This is a genomic window from Chitinispirillales bacterium ANBcel5, assembly GCA_029688955.1.
GTDB classification, from domain to species: domain Bacteria; phylum Fibrobacterota; class Chitinivibrionia; order Chitinivibrionales; family Chitinispirillaceae; genus Cellulosispirillum; species Cellulosispirillum alkaliphilum.
Window position 1 is genome coordinate 1 of record JARUKZ010000056.1, and the last position, 20,302, is coordinate 20,302.

The window sequence follows — 20,302 nt, forward strand, 5'->3', positions numbered from 1 at the left end:
GTTATACTGTTTAGTGTTATACTGTTTAGTGTTATACTGTTTAGTGTTATACTGTTTAGTGTTGTACTGTTTAGTGTTGTACTGTTTAGTGTTGTACTGTTTAGTGTTGTACTGTTTAGTGTAATAATATAGTTTTACATCATAACCATCAAGTAGTGAGGAAAACCATGAACCCCTTCAGATATGGCCAAATTGTAAGTAAAAACCATTACTGTCACAGACCCGAGCTTGAAATGCAGCTCAAAAAATATTTAATTTCTGGTCAGAATACTTATATTGAAGGTGAGCGAAGAGCCGGAAAAACTTCACTTATTTTTGAAACTACCCGAAAAATCCGCTCCAAATGGATTATCTATGTCGATCTTTTAGAAGTTAAAACTGTTGAAGACATTTTCAAAAGGTTTCTTAATGGAATCGTTAAGGCCAAATCAGTGGGGCACCTGTTTCAAAATATTATCAAGCGCGCCTCAACCCTAAGGCCTGTAATGACATTTGATCCCTTCAACGGTTTACCCTCAATATCAATAGATACAACTCTGGAGCTCAAACCTGAGTCACTTGAAGGCATTCTTGATCTGTTTTCAGAAAAAGAGTTTCACAATGCTATTGTTGTAATTGATGAGTTTCAGGATATAGTAAATTTAAAAAATTCCTCCCAAGTGCTTGCGGTAATGCGTAGTAAAGTTCAATTCTACCAAGAAATACCATTTGTATTTTGTGGAAGTATACGAAGTACTATAAACAAAATATTCACCGACCATGACAGTCCTTTTTTTAAATCTGCTCTGCCATTGGAAGTTGGGGCAATCGAAGACTCAAACTTCAGTAAATTTATATCTTCAAAATTCAAAGATTCAAAAATTAAAATTAACCAAGATATAATAAATCGCATATTTGATATTTGCAAACGCAACCCCGGCGATATACAACAACTCTGCTATGCATTATGTAACGTTACTGAAGAGGGAGAGCAGATTAGTGTAGAAACCATCAACAGGACGCTTATTCACATATTTGCCCAAGAGCGAAAAGGATACGAGTCAAACCTGGCCAGATTAACTTCTATTCAACTTAAATGCCTGATAGCTGTAGCTAAAAGAGGAGGAAAAAACACCTCTTCAAAAGAATTCATTGTACATTCCGGAGTGACACAACCAACTACTATTAAAAAAGCACTTACCCGACTCGTCGAATTAAAGATTCTTTTTACCACAGACGGTGAATATCGCTTTATTAATCCATTTTTTGCCGGATGGTTAATTCATAAAAACCTCTGAGCTTATTAGTTCAGCACCAAAGGGAATGCTTTTTATAGTACAGTGACTGCCTTGTGACGAAATCTTCTCTTCCAATCACCTGAGCTTAGCTGCTAAAACTCCCCACTTTATTAATTCTACCCACGCTTCTTTTTTACAACCAAAACTCCCCCCTGATTCTCAACAAATACCCCAAATTTTTCGCTTTCTCTATCCACAATCTCTTTAACAGCCAAAATATCGTCCCCAAACAAACGCATCACCCTAAATCTCTTCATCGTTACAGGGACCAGCTCTGCTTTTTGGAGAGTTCCGGAAGAACTATTCAGAGTAAGAAAATACATCAGCTCCAAATCACCCCTGTATTCCCTATACCCCTTTATGCCTTCATAATCATTAATAAAGTCTCCGCATCCATAAAGTATTGGTTTTCCCTCATAAATTTCTATGGCTTTCACATGATGAGATGAATGACCAAAAAAAACATCCACCCCGGCTTCGGTTGTTAATGAGTGAGCAAACTCCCTTTCCTTCTTAGTTATTGTATAATCCCAATTTTCCCCCCAGTGTACAGAAGCCACCACTATATCACCCGGCTTCTTTTGGGACAGAATACGGTTCTTTAGATCTGCTACAGTCTTTTGTGACATATCGGGATAAAAAGCCACTCCCGATTTATCCTTTGATGCAGCCCACTGAGAGGGAACGCCGCTTGATTCAAAGCCAAACGCAAACACAAGCACACGTGCTGTTTTGGTTTCTATAATTGCAGGTGCCAGTGCTTCATCCACACTCTTTCCTGCTCCGCAATGAGCAATTCCTGCCCTGTTTAAAACATCGGTAGTATCTCTTAGCCCCGCATAATCCCAGTCAACAACATGATTGTTTGCAAGTGTGCAGCAATTAATATGTGCAGCCTGAAGAAATTTACCATTATCGGGATGCATTCTGTAGTTTATCCCTTTATAGGGCCAGGGGGTTTCGCTTTGAGTAATACTCGTTTCCAGATTAACGATCAGTGCATCTGGTTGCATCTTTTCAAACACCGCCAATGCATCACCCCAAATATAGGAGTACTCAACATTTCTTGGTATATCCCCGTTTACATTTTCTGCCAGGGTGACATATTCGCGTGCATCCTTTATCCAAGGTTCATATAAGTGAGGGTTAACAGGTGAAGGCATAATCTGGTCTATTCCCCTCCCGCACATCACATCGCCAGCCAGAAAAAGCGTTATCGTTTTATCCTTACCCATAGTACTCCTCTCAAATGTACTCTTTCTGTTCTATTCGTACCGTAAAGCCTCTATGGGATCCATCCCGGCAGCTCTCTTTGCGGGATACCACCCAAAGAAAACCCCTACCCCCACCGAAAAACCAAATCCCAGCATAATTGACCACCAGGATACAGCCGTAGGAAAATCAATTATAGCTGAAACCCCCCAGGCAATTATAAATCCAAGCAACATTCCCACCGCACCACCAACACAGGACAACGTCACCGCTTCAAACAGAAACTGCATGCGTATATCCCTGGCCTTAGCCCCTACAGCTTTGCGTATACCAATCTCACGTATTCGCTCTGAAACCGATACGTACATTATATTCATGATTCCTATCCCACCAACCACAAGCGACAGAGCGGTTACCCCAATCATCAATCCAAAAACGCCCGTTGTAAGTGTTTGATACGTTTCCATTAGCTGTTCGGCTGTATTTATGGAAAAGTTATCCTCCTGATCATACCTCAACCCTCTCTCTCTTCTCAAAACCGATCGTATCTGCTCAGCGGTCTCATCCATTAGTTCTGGTGAGGGCGGCTGTACCAGCACACTCACCGAAGGTCCCCCGCGAGCCATAACCGGCCCTGAGATATGCCTTGTAAAGGATGTTATAGGTATGATAGTCATGTTATCCTGATCAGCACCAAACAACGTTCCTCTCTCCTCAAGCACTGCGATAACATTGAAACGCACCTGCCCTACTCTTATGTATAATCCAATGGGATCGCGCGCACCAAAAAGCTCTTCAGCCACAGTCGCCCCGATCATCGCAACGTCCCTTGACTGGGTTACATCAACATCAAGCATCTGTCTACCCCCTGCAACATCTATTTCAAGGATAAACTGATACTCAGGTGTTGTGCCCACAAGCTGCATCCCCATCACCTCAATTCCCTCAAAGCGAACCGTTTGAGTGGAACTAAGTGATGGCGCACTCAGCTGTGCAAGCTCAACTTCCTGTTGAATTACTTCAGCATCCTCCATAGTCACATTGGGCCGTCTTCTGTATTCTATCAGTTCTCTGCTTGTCAGAGTCCAGGGGAAACGCTCCACATGAAGCGTATTGGTGCCAAGGGCTGCAAGTTGAGATGCAACCAAAGTATTAAGCCCATCAATAAGAGCAAGCATCCCAATTACAGTCATCACCCCGATCATCACCCCCAGAGTGGTCAGAAAAGCTCTTAGTTTATGTGATTTGATAGTATTTACAGATAATCTAAGCGACTCCGTAACATTCATCGTTTCACCTCTTCATCGCCTTCAATAGCACCATCTCTGATACGCACAAGGCGATTTGCATGCAACCCCACATCCAGATCGTGTGTAACTAAAATTATGGTTTTTCCGGCTTTGAACAATTCTTTAAAGATTGTCATGATCTCCGCCCCGGTACTGCTGTCAAGATTTCCTGTCGGTTCATCTGCCAGAATAACCGAAGGGTCATTTACAAGAGCTCTTGCTATCGCAACTCTCTGCCGCTCTCCCCCTGACATTTCAGAAGGCCGGTGCATTAATCGATGTGAAAGCCCTACCCTGAGAAGAGTTTGCCGGGCAATCTCTTTTCTACTTTTGATCGAAACACCAGCGTAAAGCATAGGGAGTTCGACATTATTGATTGCAGTCTCATTGGGAAGCAGATTAAATGTCTGAAACACAAATCCTATTGCACGATTGCGCAGCTCTGCCCACTGATCATCATTCATTCCAAGCACCGATTCCCCTTCAAACAGATAATCACCGCTGTCCGGCCGGTCCAAAAAACCTAAAATGTTCATCAGTGTCGATTTTCCCGATCCAGAGGGCCCCATTATTGAGATATATTCATTTTTGGCAATCGAGAGATCGATACTCTTTGCAGCAGCAACGACAGTTGTACCCATGAGGTAGGATTTGCTAACATTTTTAAGCTCGATAAGCATAGTTACCCTAAACTTTTAGTATTAACTTTGTACCCTCCTTAAGGCTGTGCTACCGGCTGCACTGCCTGCCCGCTCAGAAGCACCCTCAAAGCAGTGAAGGGACCAGCTATCACCGCCTGAGCCGGCTCAACTCCCTCAATAATTTTCATGTAATCGGTACCCACCAGCCCGGTTTGCACAGCGAAAAGCTCAGCAACTCCCCCCATATATATAAACACCGCTTCAGTTTCGCCAACTTCGGGAGGAGGTTGCAGCACAGATAAGGGAGAGAGCTGCTCAACAGGCCTTATCACCACCGATTGAATGGGTACCATAACCACATCTTCCCTAAAACCGGTGATTATGTCTATGTAGGCGGTCATTCCGGACCTTATCCCGGGCACCGTATCAAGCACGGCCACGGTTACTTCATAGTTAATTGATATCACATCAGCGGCAGCCAGCTCCTCCCTTTCGACAACGGGTGCCAGAGCAACTTCAGTAACTTCCCCGCCATAAAGAACGTCGGGCATTGCCTCAATCTCTACGTTTACGTTCTGCCCAACCTCAATATCGGCAACCTGAGCCTCATCCACCTCACCGATAACCAGCACCTGTGAAAAATCCGCCACAACCATTAATACTGCCGCCGCCACATCACCCACTACCGCCAACTCCCCCTCCTCCACGTTGAGCCTTATGATAGTGCCATCTATCGGAGAGGTTATAACGGTCTCCTCAAGCTGCCGTAAACTTAAATCCAGTGCCGCCTGTGCTTCATTAACCCTTGCCTGATCCATCCGAAACTGAGTAAGTGAAGCTTCATACTCCTGTCTTGGAATAAGCTCTGCCTCAAACAACTCACGAGCCCTGTTATACTGAGCCCTGCTCTGAGAAAGAGCGGCCTGTGTAAGATCAAGGGTAGCTCTGGCACTTCTTACCGCAGCCTCAAACTCCTGCTGATCAAGCTGCAAAAGAAGATCTCCCTCACTGACCACTTCACCCTCACCAACCGGCAACTCCTCAATTCGCCCCGCCACATTAGAGGAGATATTTACTTCAACTGATGGTCTCACCACACCACTTGCCGCAACCAATGATACCAAATCCCCCCTGATCACCTCAGCAAGCTCAACCTCTACAGGCCTTTCTCTGGTAGCAGAGACGATAACTACTACAATCAACAGAAAAAAAATGATCGCAACGATTAGAACTATCTTTCTTCTTCTGCTCATATATTTCTCTTTTCAAACATTTAATTCAAACTATGCAGCTGAGGCGCTGGAAAACAATAAACTACCAATCCCCAAGAATCATTTGGATTTGAGCCTCTGCCAGGTAGTAATTGGTGATTATTGCCACTGACTGCAACTGTGCCTCCCTAAGTGCAACCTGACTCTGCAAAAGTTCAAAGCTTGATATCACCCCAAGCCTGAACTGCTCCTGTGTAAGCCTAAACTCCTCCTGGGCAGCCTGAAGCAAAGAGGGAATTAAAAGCAGTGTCTCATGGGTCGCCTCAAGATCTGAGTGTGCAGCCTGCATCTGTTCTATAAGATTGATCCTTACAATCTCAAGGTCGTTTTCTGCTATTCTCCTTTGAGCGGTGGATTCCTGAAGTTGTCCTCTCCACCTTGTGCCTTCAAAGATTGGTATATTCATCTGTATTCCGAAGTTGTAGAAATCGTTCTCTGCCCACTCATCGAGATTACTAAACAGAAACGGAGCAGCATAACCGTAGGTAAAACTACCGGTCAAAGTAGGTAGCCTTTGGAGCCTGGCAGACAATTCTGCTGACCTCTGATTCTCCAGCGCAATGTTTGAAATCCGGTAAGAGGGGTTCCGTTCAAGAGCGAGATTAATAAGGGAATCCAGTGATGGAAGAGGGGCAAGGGTATCGGGAAAAGCGAGCACAGTATCGATAGCTACCGGCTCGCGGATACTAAGCAAATTACCCAGGTTTCTCAAACCATTTTCCAATGCTCTGCGAGCATCTATAAGCTCCACTCTCTGTTGCGTTAGTGCCACCTGCACTCTAAGCAGGTCGGGCCTTGTTATAACCCCCAAACGCAGTAACTCCTGGGCAATCTCCAGTTGTTCCTCACTCTGCTCCACCGCCGCCTCAGCCACCAGCACATTGTTATTTACTACAATAAGATTGAAATAGATCTGCTTAACGTTCATTGCCAATTCTGCATTTGAAGCCCTAAACGACAGATCCGCGATATCCTCTACCGCTCCCAGGCGTGTTATCTGAAGCAGAGCCGGCCCATCAAACAACACCTGATTGAGATTAAAACCTACCTGATACTGATCTATCGAAAACTCCTCGGTTGGTATGGGAGGTTCATCGGGGATATCTATAATCATATCGGTATGGGGACCGGTTCTGGTAAAGCCGGTGAAAAGGTTTATCTGGGGCAAAACGGTACTCAGGATGGTAAAAAAGGCGCTCCTTGAAACCTCCCTTTCTGCTTCTATTCTCTGTGATAAGGGACTCTGTTCAACAGCCAGGGAGACTGCCTCCTCAAGCGTAAGCTCAGTAGCTCCGTTTGAAGCCGCCCAAAGCGGCAGTGTCAAAAAGCACACCCACGCCACAAACATTTGTTTAATCATAATCTCCCCTAATACCCTCTCTTATAAGCGTGATAAAGAGCAAGCAAAATGCCATAGCAGAAGTCCTCAGTGATTCCCTTTTTTGGTTAAATCAAAATTAAACTACATCTACATTGTTCCCCTACCGCTTAAAATCCCCACCCTGCTTTTAAATCCCCTCTTTTTTTTCAACCCCTCTCAATTTTTAAATCCAGTTCTCGAAATAGTGCTTTCATGAAACTTTTTTCGGTACTTTTAGTTAACGATAACTTAACAAAGGAGTTGGGTCTGAAACAAGCAGGCGTACAATCAAAAGCAGTAAATTTAAAAGAGATTAAAAAATTCCACGTCTTTGCAATTATGTTCATAGTTGCACTCCTTATTACCGCTCTACCAGCACGGGCAGATGATGACAATGTGGTGCATGCAAACAGCGGCAGCCGCAATGATATCCAGGCCGCTATCGATGCAGCTCCCGAAAACGGTACAGTAGTAATACCCGAGGGTGAATTCAACATCCAGGGGCCCCGAATCAGCGTCAACAAAAATCTCACCATTACCGGCTCAGGCGATAAGGAAACCATACTTAATGGCCGTTCAGGACTCGATTGGATCTTTCATGTAGTTACGGAAGGTTTTTTCAGACTTACCAATGTTGTTCTGGATGGAAACAACGCCAGAGGTGGTGTTATGATGAGAAGCGATGACCTCACCATGAGAGTTGATAACTCCACCCTGACCAACTTTACCTATCGCGGTGTCGAATCCTACGGTGGAGTAAGAGGGGTTATCGACAATAATGAATTTCTTGAAAACCACACTACCGATGTAGTCGTTTATGGTGATAATGATGCATCCTGGGATCGTCCGCTAGCGCTTGGAAGTGATGATGCGGTGTATGTGGAAGACAACCTCTTCCGTCATCACAGAGCACCAAACTCCCACTCCATTGCGTCCAACCGAGGTGCACGTTATGTCTTTAGGCACAACAGAATCGAAAACGGTAGCCAAAACACCAACCCAATCGATGCCCACGGAAACTTTTACCACGGCCGCGGCAGCAGAAGCTACGAAATCTACGGTAATGAAATCGATGTAGGCCACAGCTACATGGGGATGTTTCTGCGCGGTGGAACAGGCGTGGTGTTCGATAACGAGTTCACCGGCAGCTTCACTCATCCACTGGTACTTGAAAATTACCGCTCCTTTAGAAGAGGTGCAAACGGAAGATTCGCAAGCTATCCGGCTCCAGACCAGATTCAGGACCTCCATATCTGGAACAATACTATAAATGGCGATGATGTCACTCCCTATATTCACGACAGAGGAGTAACAAGGCAGCACATTCAGGAAAACAGAGATTTCTTCATGGAAGAGCTTGAGGATTACGAACCCTACACCTATCCTCACCCTCTTACAGCCGAAGATTTCGTAGCTTCCCGAAGAGCAAGCTCGGTTGCGGTAACAGAACCGTCTTCATCCTCTGGTTCAGAGTCCACCTCTTCCTCTTCAACGGTTGAAGCAGTAACTTCAGTTAGTTCAGAGCCTGCGACTTCTGTAACTACTGAACCTGCAAACTCATCAACACCGGAGCCTGCGACCTCTTCAACATCAGAAGCGGTTACCTCTGTGACTTCACAGCCAGTGAGCACCCCTTCTTCCAATATCAATAGCAGAAGTTCCGTTACTACCCGTAACAGTACTGTTGGAAGATCAATGCCTATTGAGAGTGTCTCTACCAGAGCTGAAAACAGAACTGGAAACAGCGTTGAAGATGATGTTAAAGCCGGGATGATCGATCACGAAAATCCCTGGGATAAGTTTGTTAAGGTTTTCGGCATTTTTGGAAGATAAAACTTTAAAACTGCCCTAAAAACTCCCTCAAAAGCGGAAACAAGGTGATACTAAAGAGTACCCTCCAAGCTCTTTAGTATCCCTTCTCCCCGCTCTTTTTTCCCGCACTAATACTTTCTTCTCTGTCGACTAAGCCATGATAACCCTGCGTTATATATCACATCATGATTTCCATCATAGATCTGAAGTACTACATTACTTGAAGATCTTTGATAAAGAAGAGTATATCCAGCATCATCAAAAATTTCGGAAAAAAGGTCTTTACGTAGGTGTTGGGGTAATTGAAGATGTTCGTTTACATATTCTATCTCTTTGGAACCGAACCGATCTTGTGGCCGGGCCAAGTCATTAAATGCCTGCAGAGAATGCCCGGGCGGCACGAAAACATCCCCAATACCTGTAGCGATATACACCTTAAGAGGCTCCCCCCTGGCATTACTTAGATAAGTGCTGGCACTCCTTCGTTTACATTCCCTGTATGCTTCAGTTCCCCTGAGAGGCGGTCCTCCACATGAGTTTTCTATTTTAGAGGCATAATTGTGAGTAGCGTTTCTGGTGGTTTCGTACCATTGGGGCAAATCATACACCGGCACCCATGCCGCCGCTGCAGTCCATAGTGAAGGATACCGTCCAACCATAATAAGGGTGGTCATAGCACCACCCGAAAAACCAGTAATATATACCCTCGACTCATCGATGTTTGCATTTTGCTTTGCATACTCAAGAGCATCCAAAATATCCTGAATAGCTAACTCGGATGCCGTCGCCTGAGGATTTACATAGGGTCCACGGTAATCCGGATGAATAAACACCCAGTCGTTTTCAACTGCCCAAACGCCATAAGGAATACTAAAATGCTGCAGATAATCAGCACTCCAGCTGTGCAAAACCAACAGAAGCGGTTTTTTCTCCGTTGAACCAGAGTTATAAAACAGCGCCGGTTGATCGCTGCCGTCCGCTGTTGACTGTATTGTAATCTCCTCTACCTGCGGAACCACTTTATTCCAGGCTGCGCGTTTAGAATAATTCATAATTGAAGAGTTTGCTATACGGCTGAAAGACTTAAAATCGTCCCTTTCAATATAGACAACTACATCCCGTTGACCTCTGAACCCAACTGCAAACACCAGAAAAACAAGGGATAAAAGCCAAATCCAGCATCGTTTATAATTCATCTGCTGCTATTCTCCTTTTGCGATTTTTAAGGTGATAGCTTACGGTACTATACGCCTCAACCCGGGTATAAGCTTTATAATAATTGCAACTAAAAAGGAGGCACCAAACACTCCCAACGCAAAAAGTGGTACTCCAATGACAGGATGAAACGTTGTCTCCGAAAAGTGAAAACCAAGCATACTTCTTTTAAATAGAGCTATAAACATAGCATGGATAAGAAATATTGCAGGTATACAACTGGCCAGTATGGTAATGATTTTTCCGGCTACAGAAGTTGACCGTATTTTTACATTTTTTACTATAAAAAATACCGAAACAGCCATAATGAACACGTTAAAACTATAGTATTCATAAAAAAGTTGATTAAGTTTTCCGTTATTTTGCACTACCGACACATCGTATGTTCCATAAACGGTTAAAAAGAGTGCATACAAAAAGAGGATAACAAACAGTAAAACACCACCTTTCCCCAGCTCTACTTTATTTATCATATACCCTAAAACAAAATACCCCACATAATAAACAGTCCCATCAACAGTAGTGAGCGAAAAGAGAGAAGTGAAATCGTAATAGCTTTCGAGCATGGGTAGAATGGATGCAAAGAAAAACCAAAAGAACAAAAAATAGCCCACATTCACACTCTCAGCCTTATTTACATAAGCACTTATTACCGGAGCAAGAATATAGAGCATAATAAGGACATAGAAAAACCATAGATGATAATAAACTGGCTCCTGAATGATCAATTGGGGAAAGTACGTAAACCGAAGATCTTCATTATTTACAAAAACCCGAAAGAGAAAGTATATCCAACTCCAGATCAAAAAAGGAACAAATACTCGTTCTGTTCTGCGTTTAAAAAAGGCACCCATCTTTATTTGATGCGCTTTACCCAGTAAAAAAGCCCCGCTTATCATGAAAAAAACCGGTATACACCACCGTGAAAACGAATTATATAGATTGGCACTCCACCAGACTCTGCCTCCTACCTCCGAGTAGTCTAAAAGCAGTGGAGCAGAACTGTGAATAAGAACAACACAAAACCCTGCCATCACTTTTAGCAGATCGGCCCACAGAAATCTATCACTTTTAGCCATCTTACCGTTTCTTTTTGAGCAGAATTCACACTATGGGTTCAATAGTTTTGATGGGAGCAATTCCGGTGCCCTAAAAAGGTAAAATTTTCACGCCTGCACCTGCTTTCTATTCCAATTGCCCAGTATATTATATATCTTTCTTCTATAGCCCTCTTTCTGGTGCACCAATTCCCCACAAAACAGAATACTTTTTCTACCTAAACGAATAGTAGAGATTGTGGGTGAAAAAAAGGAGATTTTATGAAGAAGAGAAACATTTATATCACCAAATTCGATAAGGAAAGACTGGAAAACCTGGTGAGTGAAGGTTTAAAACAAAGAACAGAAACTGAATATCTGAGAAACCTCAAGTCTGAGCTCGAACGGGCCAAAATAGTTGATCCGCACAAGATTCCATCGGATGTAATCACCATGAACTCCAAAGTGCGCTTAAAAGAAGTCGACAGCGATGATGAAATGGTGATAGAACTTGTATTTCCTAAGTATGCGGATGTTGACCAGGACAAAATATCTATCCTTGCACCAATCGGCACAGCCCTGATTGGGTATCGTGTGGGTGATACAGTGGAGTGGCCGGTTCCTAAAGGAACGGTAAAACTAACTGTGGAAGAGATCCTCTACCAGCCCGAACGGGAAGGTGATTTTGAACACTAAGTCTTTTTCCAAAACTTTTCAGAAAAAATAAGGATGGTTCAGGCTCAGAAAATGGCTCAGGAATGGCTTAAAGATCTCAACCCCAAACAAAAAGAAGCAGTCCTTTTTGGCCAAGGCCCTCTGCTTGTGGTGGCGGGTGCAGGTAGTGGTAAAACCCGCACTCTGGCCTACCGTGTGGCTCACCTCATCTCAAGTGGTGTGAGCCCCGAAAAGATATTACTGCTTACTTTCACCCGCAGGGCTGCAAAAGAGATGCTCAACCGCGCGGCTGAAGCACTGGGCTCCAATGCCTCACTCACCTCTTCGGTGTGGGGAGGTACGTTTCATGCCACTGCTAACCGCCTCCTTCGCATCTACAACCAGGCCGCAGGAATCGGTGCAGATTTCACCATCCTGGACCAGTCTGATGCTCAGGACCTGTTGGATGTAATCCGCCACAAAAAGATAGAAGGTACCAAAAAGGGACGATTTCCCCGAAAAGGTACCCTGCTTGCCATCTATTCCAGAAGAATGAATTCAGGGGAAAGTCTGGATGATATCATCAAAAACCATTTCCCCTGGTGCGAGCGCTGGAAATCGACACTTAAAGAGATCTTCAAAGAATATGTCTTTTTAAAACAGAAAAGAAACACTCTGGATTACGATGATCTGCTGCTCTACTGGTATCACATCCTTGATGACCCAACTGTCGCCCGATCGATCGAAAAGCGCTTCGATTATATACTGGTTGATGAGTATCAGGATACAAACCAGCTCCAATCCAGAATACTGCTAAAAATGAGGCGCAACAATAAAAACATAATGGCAGTTGGCGATGATGCCCAGAGTATATATGGTTTCAGGGCTGCAACAGTGCGTAACATGCTGGACTTTCCCACCACCTTTAACGGTGCACATGTTATCACTCTTGAACACAATTACCGCTCAACAGAAGCGATCCTCAGGACAACCAATCTGCTCATTGCACAGGCAAAGGAGCGCTACACCAAAAACCTCTACTCAAACCGCGATGGCACCGAAAAGCCGCTTATAATCACCTGCAAAGATGAAGAAGGTGAAGCCGATACGGTGATAGAGAAGATACTTGAACACTACGAACAGGGTGTCGCACTTCAACAACAGGCCGTTCTTTTCAGAGCCGGCTCCCATTCTGCTGCACTTGAGCTTGGGTTGATGAAAAAGGATATCCCCTTTCACAAATTCGGCGGGTTAAAGTTTCTTGAAGCTGCGCACATTAAAGACTTTATCGCCTTTATTCGCATCATTGAAAACAGAAAAGATGAAACTGCCTGGTTTAGGGTACTGCAGCTGTTTGAAGGCATAGGCCCCTCAACCGCATCAGCCATCTATGAACGAGTCGCCGGTCACGACTTTGACCTTGAAGCCCTGAAGACTGTGCCGGCAAATAAGACAGTAAAACAAAACCTCTCCCGGCTCTACCAGCTGCTCGCTTCGGTTCAGCCACATACAGAAAAACTACCTGTACAGCTTGACCAGATAGCTCGCTTTTATAAACCTCTTCTTGAAGATAACTACGAAAATGCCAAAGTGCGTTGTAATGATATAGAACACATCGTAGGACTCTCGGGTGGTTACAGCAGCAGAACTAAATTTTTAAGTGATCTGATTCTGGATCCCCCCTCCTCCACCAGCGATCTTGCAAAAGGGTCAAAGAAGGATGAGGATTCCCTGGTACTGTCAACAATCCACTCAGCCAAGGGATGCGAATGGGATGTGGTGTATCTGATTCACGCGGCTGATGGCTGCCTGCCTTCCGATATGGCAACAGAGTCAGATGAAGCTATTGAAGAGGAGCTTCGGTTAACCTATGTAGCCATGACCCGTGCCCGTAACCATCTCTATGTAACGTGGCCCCTTAGATTCTACAGTCGCCCGGGTGGATTCTCAGACAGGCATGTCTACTCTCAGTGCAGCCGTTTCTTTTCAAAGGATATTATTGAGTCGATGAAGAAAATTTCTCATGACGAGAAACATACAGAAGAGCAGCAGTGTGACATTGCCCAAACGGTAGATATAAAGGATAGATTAAGAAGTATGTGGGAGTGAAGCTTGTTGAAAACTTCACTCTGTATATATCTATTTGCCAAGTATCTTCGAGCTGACCTTTTTTAGCCAGTTACCCTTCTTCTTTCTACCCTGTTTTTTCTGTTCTACAGGTTCCCTATCAGGCCTGATTGGTGCGGGAGCAGCCTGAGCGCTATTAGTGTTGTTTCTTGTGGTTTTGAAACTATGGTTTTGATTCGCTCTGTTTACACCTTCACCGTTGTATCTTCTTTTTCTATTACCGTTTGAAGAGTGTCCGGTTGATGGTGAAGATGCGGAACCATTGTATTTTTTTCGCTGAGGGAAATTCCCTTTACCTGCACTTCTGTTGCCTGGCTTTCCACCTGAGCGATTGTACCTGCCGGTAGTGCTGCTTGCAGAACCACTGCGTCTGTTACCGTTTCGCTGATAACCACCATTGCCGGAAGGTTTGTTGAAATCTATTCCTTCACTGGTGTCATCAACAAAAAGTTCCGAATCCACAACCCCAACAGGGATTTTCGTTTTGGTGTACTTTTCTATTGGACGCAAACCGTGCACGTAGTCTTCACACACAAGGGATATGGCTTTTCCCGATTTACCGGCTCTTGCGGTACGTCCGATACGGTGTACATAGTTTTCGCTGTGTTCAGGTATATCGTAGTTAATTACCAGCTCAAGATCATTAATATGTATGCCCCGTGCGGCAACATCAGTGGCAACCAGATAGGAGACTCTCCCCTTCTTTACCGCTTCCACCACTCTGGAGCGTTTAGATTGAGGAAGATCACCGGAAAGAAACTCACATGTATAGCCATTGTGGCGAAGACGCTGAGCAATAGTCCTTGCACGACCTTTCATGTTGGTGAAAATCAGGGCGTTTTTGGGACTTTCCCGTTTCAAAATACCAAGCAAAAGATTCATCTTTTCGCTGTTGGAAACATGAAAGAGCTGCTGTTCGATTGCATCAACGGTAACCTGCTCTGGCTCGACCTCAATTTCTACCGGATTGTCCATATAACTTCTGGCAATCATACGAACCTCACGGCTCAACGTTGCACTAAAAAGCATCGTCTTACGTTCACTGCATGGGGGTAAACTACGCAGCATTTCGGTAATGTCAGGTAAAAATCCCATGTCAAAAAGACGATCCGCTTCATCAAGCACAAACATATCGATCTGACTGAAATCGATTCGCCCTGATTGTTTAAAATCCAGTACACGTCCCGGTGTACCAATCATTATCTCTACGCCACTGGCCAGACATTTTTCCTGATGTCTGTAACCTGTTCCCCCATAGAAACTGCAGATCGAATGTCCCAGGCCTTGTCCCAAAAGCTTGGCTTCCTTCTCGATCTGTACTGCCAGCTCTCGTGTGGGTGCTATGATAAGAGCCTTTTTTTTGTTGAACTCATCGGATCTGAGCATGGCAAAGATTGAAATCAAAAACGCCGCAGTCTTACCTGTTCCTGTTTGAGATTGCACAAGAACATCTTTTCCTTCCAGGGTGTGTTTTAGAGTACGGGTCTGTACCTCCATAGCATTTTCGTAACCCGCTCTTTGAAGACTGCCTAAAATCTTTCCATCAAAATTGAATTCAGAAAATTTCATCTTTTCTCTTTCTGCACCCAGAGCAACTGTACTGCCTGGCTGCCTGTTTTTGCTACTTTGAAGCTGATACCCGCTTCATGTAAGCTTTTTTCTCTTTTTTACTCTCTCATTATTTGCTTCTGAAGGGACTCAATACAGGGGGCTGGTTATCGCTTCCACTACAAAATTCACTTTGGAGGTGTTCGAATGGTATCCTTTTTCCACTTATTTCGGTTAAATGTGTATAAAATTGATCACATTAAGGGAGTGTTTCCTAAGGGTTTTTCTTTTTATGGTAATAATAATATAATTGTTGCACCACAAAGTGTTTAAAATAATGTTGGAGATATTGGGATTGTTGTCCCCGCCGTTTCTTCGTCGCTCCCTTAATTTTTTTTATGGGGCTAAAGGCGATAGACTGGGTCACCCCCGGGCGGCAATGGTAAATGCGTGATAAGATCCGTTTGGGGGGACCCTTAAGCTATTATCCCGGGAGGGAAAAGAGAATGGAGTTTGGTTTTGATCTTTTTCATAAGCGCTGAAAGCGCGTGATTCTATAGCCCGGGGTAAGCCAGTCTTCTGGCGCAGCCCCGGGTGTTGGCGCCAAAAAAGGACCCAAGCGCTGAAAGTGCGCGATATTCGTTGATGCCATCAAGATTTGTGAGAAATGGATTTTTATGGGGCTAAAGGCGATAGACTGGGTCACCCCCGGGCGGCAATGGTAAATGCGTGATAAGATCCGTTTGGGGGGACCCTTAAGCTATTATCCCGGGAGGGAAAAGAGAATGGAGTTTGGTTTTGATCTTTTTCATAAGCGCTGAAAGCGCGAAATATAATAGCCCGGGGTAAGCCAGTCTTCTGGCGCAACCCCGGGTGTTGGTACAAGAAAAAACCCAAGCGCTGAAAGCGCGTAACATTCGTTGATGCCATCGAGATTGGAATTCTTGTCTTGCGGTCTTGCCGTCCCACATTTCCCCAGGTAGGAAACCTGGGGCTACTATAAATAACCCCTTTGGGGTAGCATATACTAATTCCCATCGGTTTAATCAGGCTAACAGACGAATTCGTACCTCCTATCATCCATCTCCCACTCTACAATCTTAGTCCATAATTCCAAACTCATTTTTTTTACTTTTTGCTAGACATTTTTCCCCTCCCGAAAATATTTTAATCTTAACACACTATTATAACAGGAGTGAATGTATGACATCATCGCCAAAACTTGTACCTATCAAAATGCCGCTTGCGGAACTTCTGCAACAGGCATGTGATATGCACAAAATTTGCTACACCGACCTTGAAGCTGTTAAGAAAGTCGGGCTCGATATGTCGCTTGTAGACGCTATCCCTCAGCTTGTGTTAGATCTTTCCAAAGCTCAGGGCGATTGGATAAATGTAAAAAAAGATAGTGTTTATGAAGGTAAAGAGCTTAAAAAGTACATTGCTGAAATGTGTAAGTTTCGTACCGACCTCTCCCGGTCACTGCGGTTTGCGGCAAAGAAGGCCGGTTCTCAACTAAAAGTTCCCTACTACAAATCACGCAGTGGCTATGAGGTAAGCCAGCACTTAAATGACCTGGCGGTGATGGGCAGAAAGAGAAGGTGGATGCTTGAGAAGATAAACTTCGACATGTCTATTCTTGAAGACGCAGTTCATCACTCCTTTAACCTTACAGAGAAAATAATCTTTAGAAGGCAGAGTAGACCTATCGATTCAAAAGAACGTAAGGCGCGTGATGAGCTCTACTCTAAACTCTATACAATAGTACAGGAGATACGCATTTGCGGTAAGTTTGCCATGCGTAAGTCCAGACGTAGAAAACTGTACGCGAACTCCTACTGGCGTCGCCCCAAACGGGGAAGACCACGGGGGTTTGCCTCACCAAAGCCAAAAAAAAGAGGAAACGTTCAAACTGCCGCGTTAAAAGGTGTAAAACCCATGTACCAACCATCGGTTGTAACTAAAAGCACTAATCCCGGGCCGCCACCGGATAGTTAAGCACAACAAAACCTACCTTTTACCTGCAAAACCACCTCCTTTGACTCCCTGTTTTTCAGGGGGCACAGCATTTCTATACCAACTTTTGCTTTTTCTTCTTAAGTATTGGGGTCATTTCACCCCAATAAGTATTTCTCACCCCGTTTAGACCAATTCTTTTCCTCTACGAACCATTTCTCAGTGCCCACGAACTAATTATTTGACCCTCTGAACCATTACTTTAGCCCCATTTCCTACTTCTCACCCACCCTGAAGCATTTCTCTGTACCCGGGAAAACCGGAACGGCTCTATGGAAGAGTGAAACGGGTAACAGAAGAAGTAAAACGTTCATCGGGAAGGTTAAAACTGCTATCGGGAACTGTGAAAACGAACCCGGTAAGAGCCAAACAGTACTCGGGAATGGTGAAACATGGGTGTGGAAGGGGTTGTGGGGTGTGCAGAAGGGTTCGTTGAGCGTGCGGAAGGAGTTGTAGAAAAGGTGCACTGGAAGACAGGAAAAGGAACGGGTATATTTCTTTTTCCTACCGTGCACCTTTTTCCTGAGTTAGGGGGTTTTCCTGCTTTTTCTGAAAGGCGTGGTGGGTGGGGAAGCTGGTTCGACACAGCTCACCACAAGTATAACATTGTCTGCCGCGTGATAACAGCGAAGAGAGGCAAGCATCCCGAAAAGCCCGATGATGTTTATCGGATTATTGAGAAGGCGTATCCGACATTGAAGAAGATCGAGCTTTTTGCGAGAAAGGATAGGAAGGGGTGGAAAAGGTGGTGAGATACAGAACCCTGTAAGTATAGATGAACGGTTAAAAAAAGAATGACACTGGAACACCTACAATCACGACATTTACATAATATATGTTACCAAAGCGAAAACGCCAAAAAATATCATAACAATACCTATTGGCTTCATCATTTTCAGAAGTAAGTAATAGCTATCGGGGTAAGCTTCATTATCTTCTCGGCTCCAGAAAAAATGTACTGCAATTATAAATAAACCCATACCAATTACACCAATACCTGTACTTATTTGTTCGTTCTAATCCCCATAGATAGTCAAAAATTTCCATCTCAGCGTTATCGACTCCTGCACTAATATTTCGTCCGAATCTACCAGCATCTCCAATTGTTCTTCTATTATATCCACTGAGAAGAACGCTAACCCCTCCCCTCAAAAATGACCTCCTAGCATCAGACCATTCACCTGCCTCCAAACTTGCTCGGGTACCGTCAATTAAAACTTTTGTTGCGTCTGGAGCAATAACTAATCCACTAAGTTTGTGAAAGATAATTGCAGCCCAGCTAGCAGTTTCGCAAAGTGCATCAGTAAAAAACTCTGCACCATCCAGAAATCCAACCGTACCATCTTTTGCCAAATTAAGAGTTGCATCCTGAGCTAATTGTGCACCTTGTTTAGAAAAAGCAAGAGAAAACCAATTCCTTGCAGAATTAAACCAGCTTTGTGGGATACCCAAAGGGTTAAGAGGTAAATCATTTAGTACCGATTCATCAAAATTTCCGTCTGGGTCAATTCTATTGATAGGGTTGCTACCACCATAACGGTAAAGATCAGGGTACTGCTCATCAGCATCCGTACTTATCCACCTCCCAATATCACTGTCTCATAATACCTAGCTCCAAAAAGGTACTATAGTTCAAGCCGGCGACCACATCCCCGGATCATCCCCAAAGGCCATATCAAAGAGCTACTTTTATTAAAATATCTCTTTTAGGGCAAAATGGCGAATCTTTTCTTTGATGATTAATCGTTCATTCTACATATCCGGGCAATTTTAAGTGATATCACCCCTACCCTCAAGGGTACAGGAATATGAGAAAGAGTTAGAAACCCCCAAGCATAAGGGGCAAAAGTGCACGGGAAGACAGGAAAGGGAAAGGGCATATTTCTTTTTCCTACCGTGCACCTTTTTCCTAAGTTAGGGGGTTTTCCTGCTTTTTCTGAAAGGCGTGGTGTGTGGGGAAGCTGGTTCGACACGGCTCACCCCGAGGTGCAGTGAATTTAAATCACAAAATGGTATCTCTGTTTCTAAAAATTATGGCCATGAACAGCCCCAATAATATAGAACGTACAATGAAGTCCCAAGGGTTCGTTTGAATAAAAGATAGCACTTCAGAAATTGTCTTCGGTGGGCGATTAATCTGAGGACCTCCCATTAGACTACCAAGTATATAAACAACAATATAGCAGAAAACTGAATAAATCACCCATTTTCGTAAAAAAATCTTTTTAGTGCTCATAATTTTTCTTCAGCAGGTAGATACCGAATAGTTAATCGTTAAGTTGCCTATACCTATCAAAATCTATCTCTACATTACCATCTGGTTCTGGATTATTTTTGAAATAGAACATCAATGGGTTGTATGTATTCAAAAAATCCATGCCACTATATACAAAGTTATAAAGCTGCCGATCTAATTCTACAATGTCATGAAGTATCGCACTTCTATTTTCCCACATTGCGTCACGTCGGTCAATATTAGTAGCCACCCAACCTCCTACTTTTGCTGGAGATGGATTTGCATCATCGAAAATTAGTCCTGATGGATCGTATCCAACAGCAAAGTCTTTGAAAGCTGCCAAAATTCTCGAAACTCGGTCTGCAGTTGCATTTGAAAATCTTACTCCTCCAACAATGACCGATTCCCCTCTTGTAAGTATTTTATTCATAAGATTCGGGTGTTTAGCACTCAAGTAAATCAAACCGGTTGCAACACCTTTGCCGGTAATCAACACACGGCCATCAGGGTCAATGAAATTAATAGGGTTAAAGCCATTTCCAGCGTAAGCGTACAAGTTATCAAATTGCATTGCAGGATCAGTACTTGTCCAATACCCAATCACAGG

16 protein-coding genes are annotated in these 20,302 nt (G+C 43.9%); 6 read left to right on the forward strand and 10 right to left on the reverse strand.

The genetic code is table 11. The features are described 5' to 3' along the window. Positions 1 to 167 precede the first annotated feature (167 nt). Positions 168 to 1,277: a hypothetical protein gene (locus QA601_17745; protein MDG5816945.1), complete on the forward strand. Its 1,110-nt coding sequence runs from the start codon at positions 168 to 170 to the stop codon at positions 1,275 to 1,277. 116 nt (positions 1,278 to 1,393) lie between these two features. Here the strand turns inward: QA601_17745 and QA601_17750 are convergent, their stop codons facing one another. The 5 genes from QA601_17750 to QA601_17770 all read right to left on the reverse strand — a co-directional run bounded on the left by QA601_17750 (position 1,394) and on the right by QA601_17770 (position 7,050). Beyond that, positions 1,394 to 2,512, reverse strand: a complete 1,119-nt coding sequence (locus QA601_17750; protein MDG5816946.1) for a CapA family protein — start codon at positions 2,510 to 2,512, stop codon at positions 1,394 to 1,396. Between the two features lie 30 nt (positions 2,513 to 2,542). Then, positions 2,543 to 3,778 carry an ABC transporter permease gene (locus QA601_17755; GenBank protein ID MDG5816947.1) on the reverse strand — a complete coding sequence of 412 codons (1,236 nt, stop codon included), beginning with the start codon at positions 3,776 to 3,778 and terminating at the stop codon, positions 2,543 to 2,545. After that, complete coding sequence (locus tag QA601_17760) at positions 3,775 to 4,458, reverse strand: ABC transporter ATP-binding protein (GenBank protein ID MDG5816948.1); 684 nt, start codon at positions 4,456 to 4,458, stop codon at positions 3,775 to 3,777. Before QA601_17760 ends, QA601_17755 begins: the two co-directional genes overlap by 4 nt. A 38-nt stretch (positions 4,459 to 4,496) precedes the next feature. Further along, positions 4,497 to 5,672, reverse strand: a complete 1,176-nt coding sequence (locus tag QA601_17765) for an efflux RND transporter periplasmic adaptor subunit (protein ID MDG5816949.1) — start codon at positions 5,670 to 5,672, stop codon at positions 4,497 to 4,499. 61 nt (positions 5,673 to 5,733) lie between these two features. After that, positions 5,734 to 7,050, reverse strand: coding sequence for a TolC family protein (locus tag QA601_17770; protein MDG5816950.1), 1,317 nt, complete (start codon positions 7,048 to 7,050; stop codon positions 5,734 to 5,736). Between the two features lie 213 nt (positions 7,051 to 7,263). On the opposite strand from QA601_17770, the gene QA601_17775 reads away from it, so the two are divergent. Continuing rightward, positions 7,264 to 8,883, forward strand: a complete 1,620-nt coding sequence (locus QA601_17775; GenBank protein ID MDG5816951.1) for a hypothetical protein — start codon at positions 7,264 to 7,266, stop codon at positions 8,881 to 8,883. 107 nt (positions 8,884 to 8,990) lie between these two features. Here the strand turns inward: QA601_17775 and QA601_17780 are convergent, their stop codons facing one another. Together QA601_17780 and QA601_17785 are read right to left on the reverse strand one after the other, a co-directional pair. Further along, positions 8,991 to 10,058, reverse strand: a complete 1,068-nt coding sequence (locus QA601_17780) for a prolyl oligopeptidase family serine peptidase (protein ID MDG5816952.1) — start codon at positions 10,056 to 10,058, stop codon at positions 8,991 to 8,993. Between the two features lie 39 nt (positions 10,059 to 10,097). Then, positions 10,098 to 11,156, reverse strand: coding sequence for an acyltransferase family protein (locus QA601_17785; protein ID MDG5816953.1), 1,059 nt, complete (start codon positions 11,154 to 11,156; stop codon positions 10,098 to 10,100). A 240-nt stretch (positions 11,157 to 11,396) separates the two neighbouring features. Between QA601_17785 and rnk the strand changes: the two genes are divergently transcribed. Both rnk and QA601_17795 read left to right on the forward strand, forming a co-directional pair. Beyond that, a complete protein-coding gene (gene rnk / locus QA601_17790) occupies positions 11,397 to 11,810 on the forward strand; it encodes a nucleoside diphosphate kinase regulator (GenBank protein MDG5816954.1) in 414 nt (137 codons plus the stop codon). Positions 11,811 to 11,861: 51 nt separating this feature from the next. Then, entirely contained in the window at positions 11,862 to 13,877 is a 2,016-nt protein-coding gene (locus tag QA601_17795; GenBank protein MDG5816955.1) for an ATP-dependent helicase, read from the forward strand. 30 nt (positions 13,878 to 13,907) lie between these two features. Here the strand turns inward: QA601_17795 and QA601_17800 are convergent, their stop codons facing one another. After that, entirely contained in the window at positions 13,908 to 15,464 is a 1,557-nt protein-coding gene (locus QA601_17800) for a DEAD/DEAH box helicase (GenBank protein MDG5816956.1), read from the reverse strand. Positions 15,465 to 16,646: 1,182 nt separating this feature from the next. Here QA601_17800 and QA601_17805 point away from each other — a divergent pair. Continuing rightward, entirely contained in the window at positions 16,647 to 17,441 is a 795-nt protein-coding gene (locus tag QA601_17805; GenBank protein ID MDG5816957.1) for a hypothetical protein, read from the forward strand. A 410-nt stretch (positions 17,442 to 17,851) separates the two neighbouring features. Further along, complete coding sequence (locus tag QA601_17810; protein ID MDG5816958.1) at positions 17,852 to 18,211, forward strand: MT-A70 family methyltransferase; 360 nt, start codon at positions 17,852 to 17,854, stop codon at positions 18,209 to 18,211. A 178-nt stretch (positions 18,212 to 18,389) separates the two neighbouring features. Here the strand turns inward: QA601_17810 and QA601_17815 are convergent, their stop codons facing one another. Further along, the gene (locus tag QA601_17815; protein ID MDG5816959.1) at positions 18,390 to 18,812 is read right to left on the reverse strand and encodes a hypothetical protein; all 423 of its coding nucleotides are present in this window, start codon (positions 18,810 to 18,812) and stop codon (positions 18,390 to 18,392) included. 914 nt (positions 18,813 to 19,726) lie between these two features. Then, a partial coding sequence (locus tag QA601_17820; GenBank protein ID MDG5816960.1) for a hypothetical protein occupies positions 19,727 to 20,302 on the reverse strand: 576 nt, incomplete at its 5' end.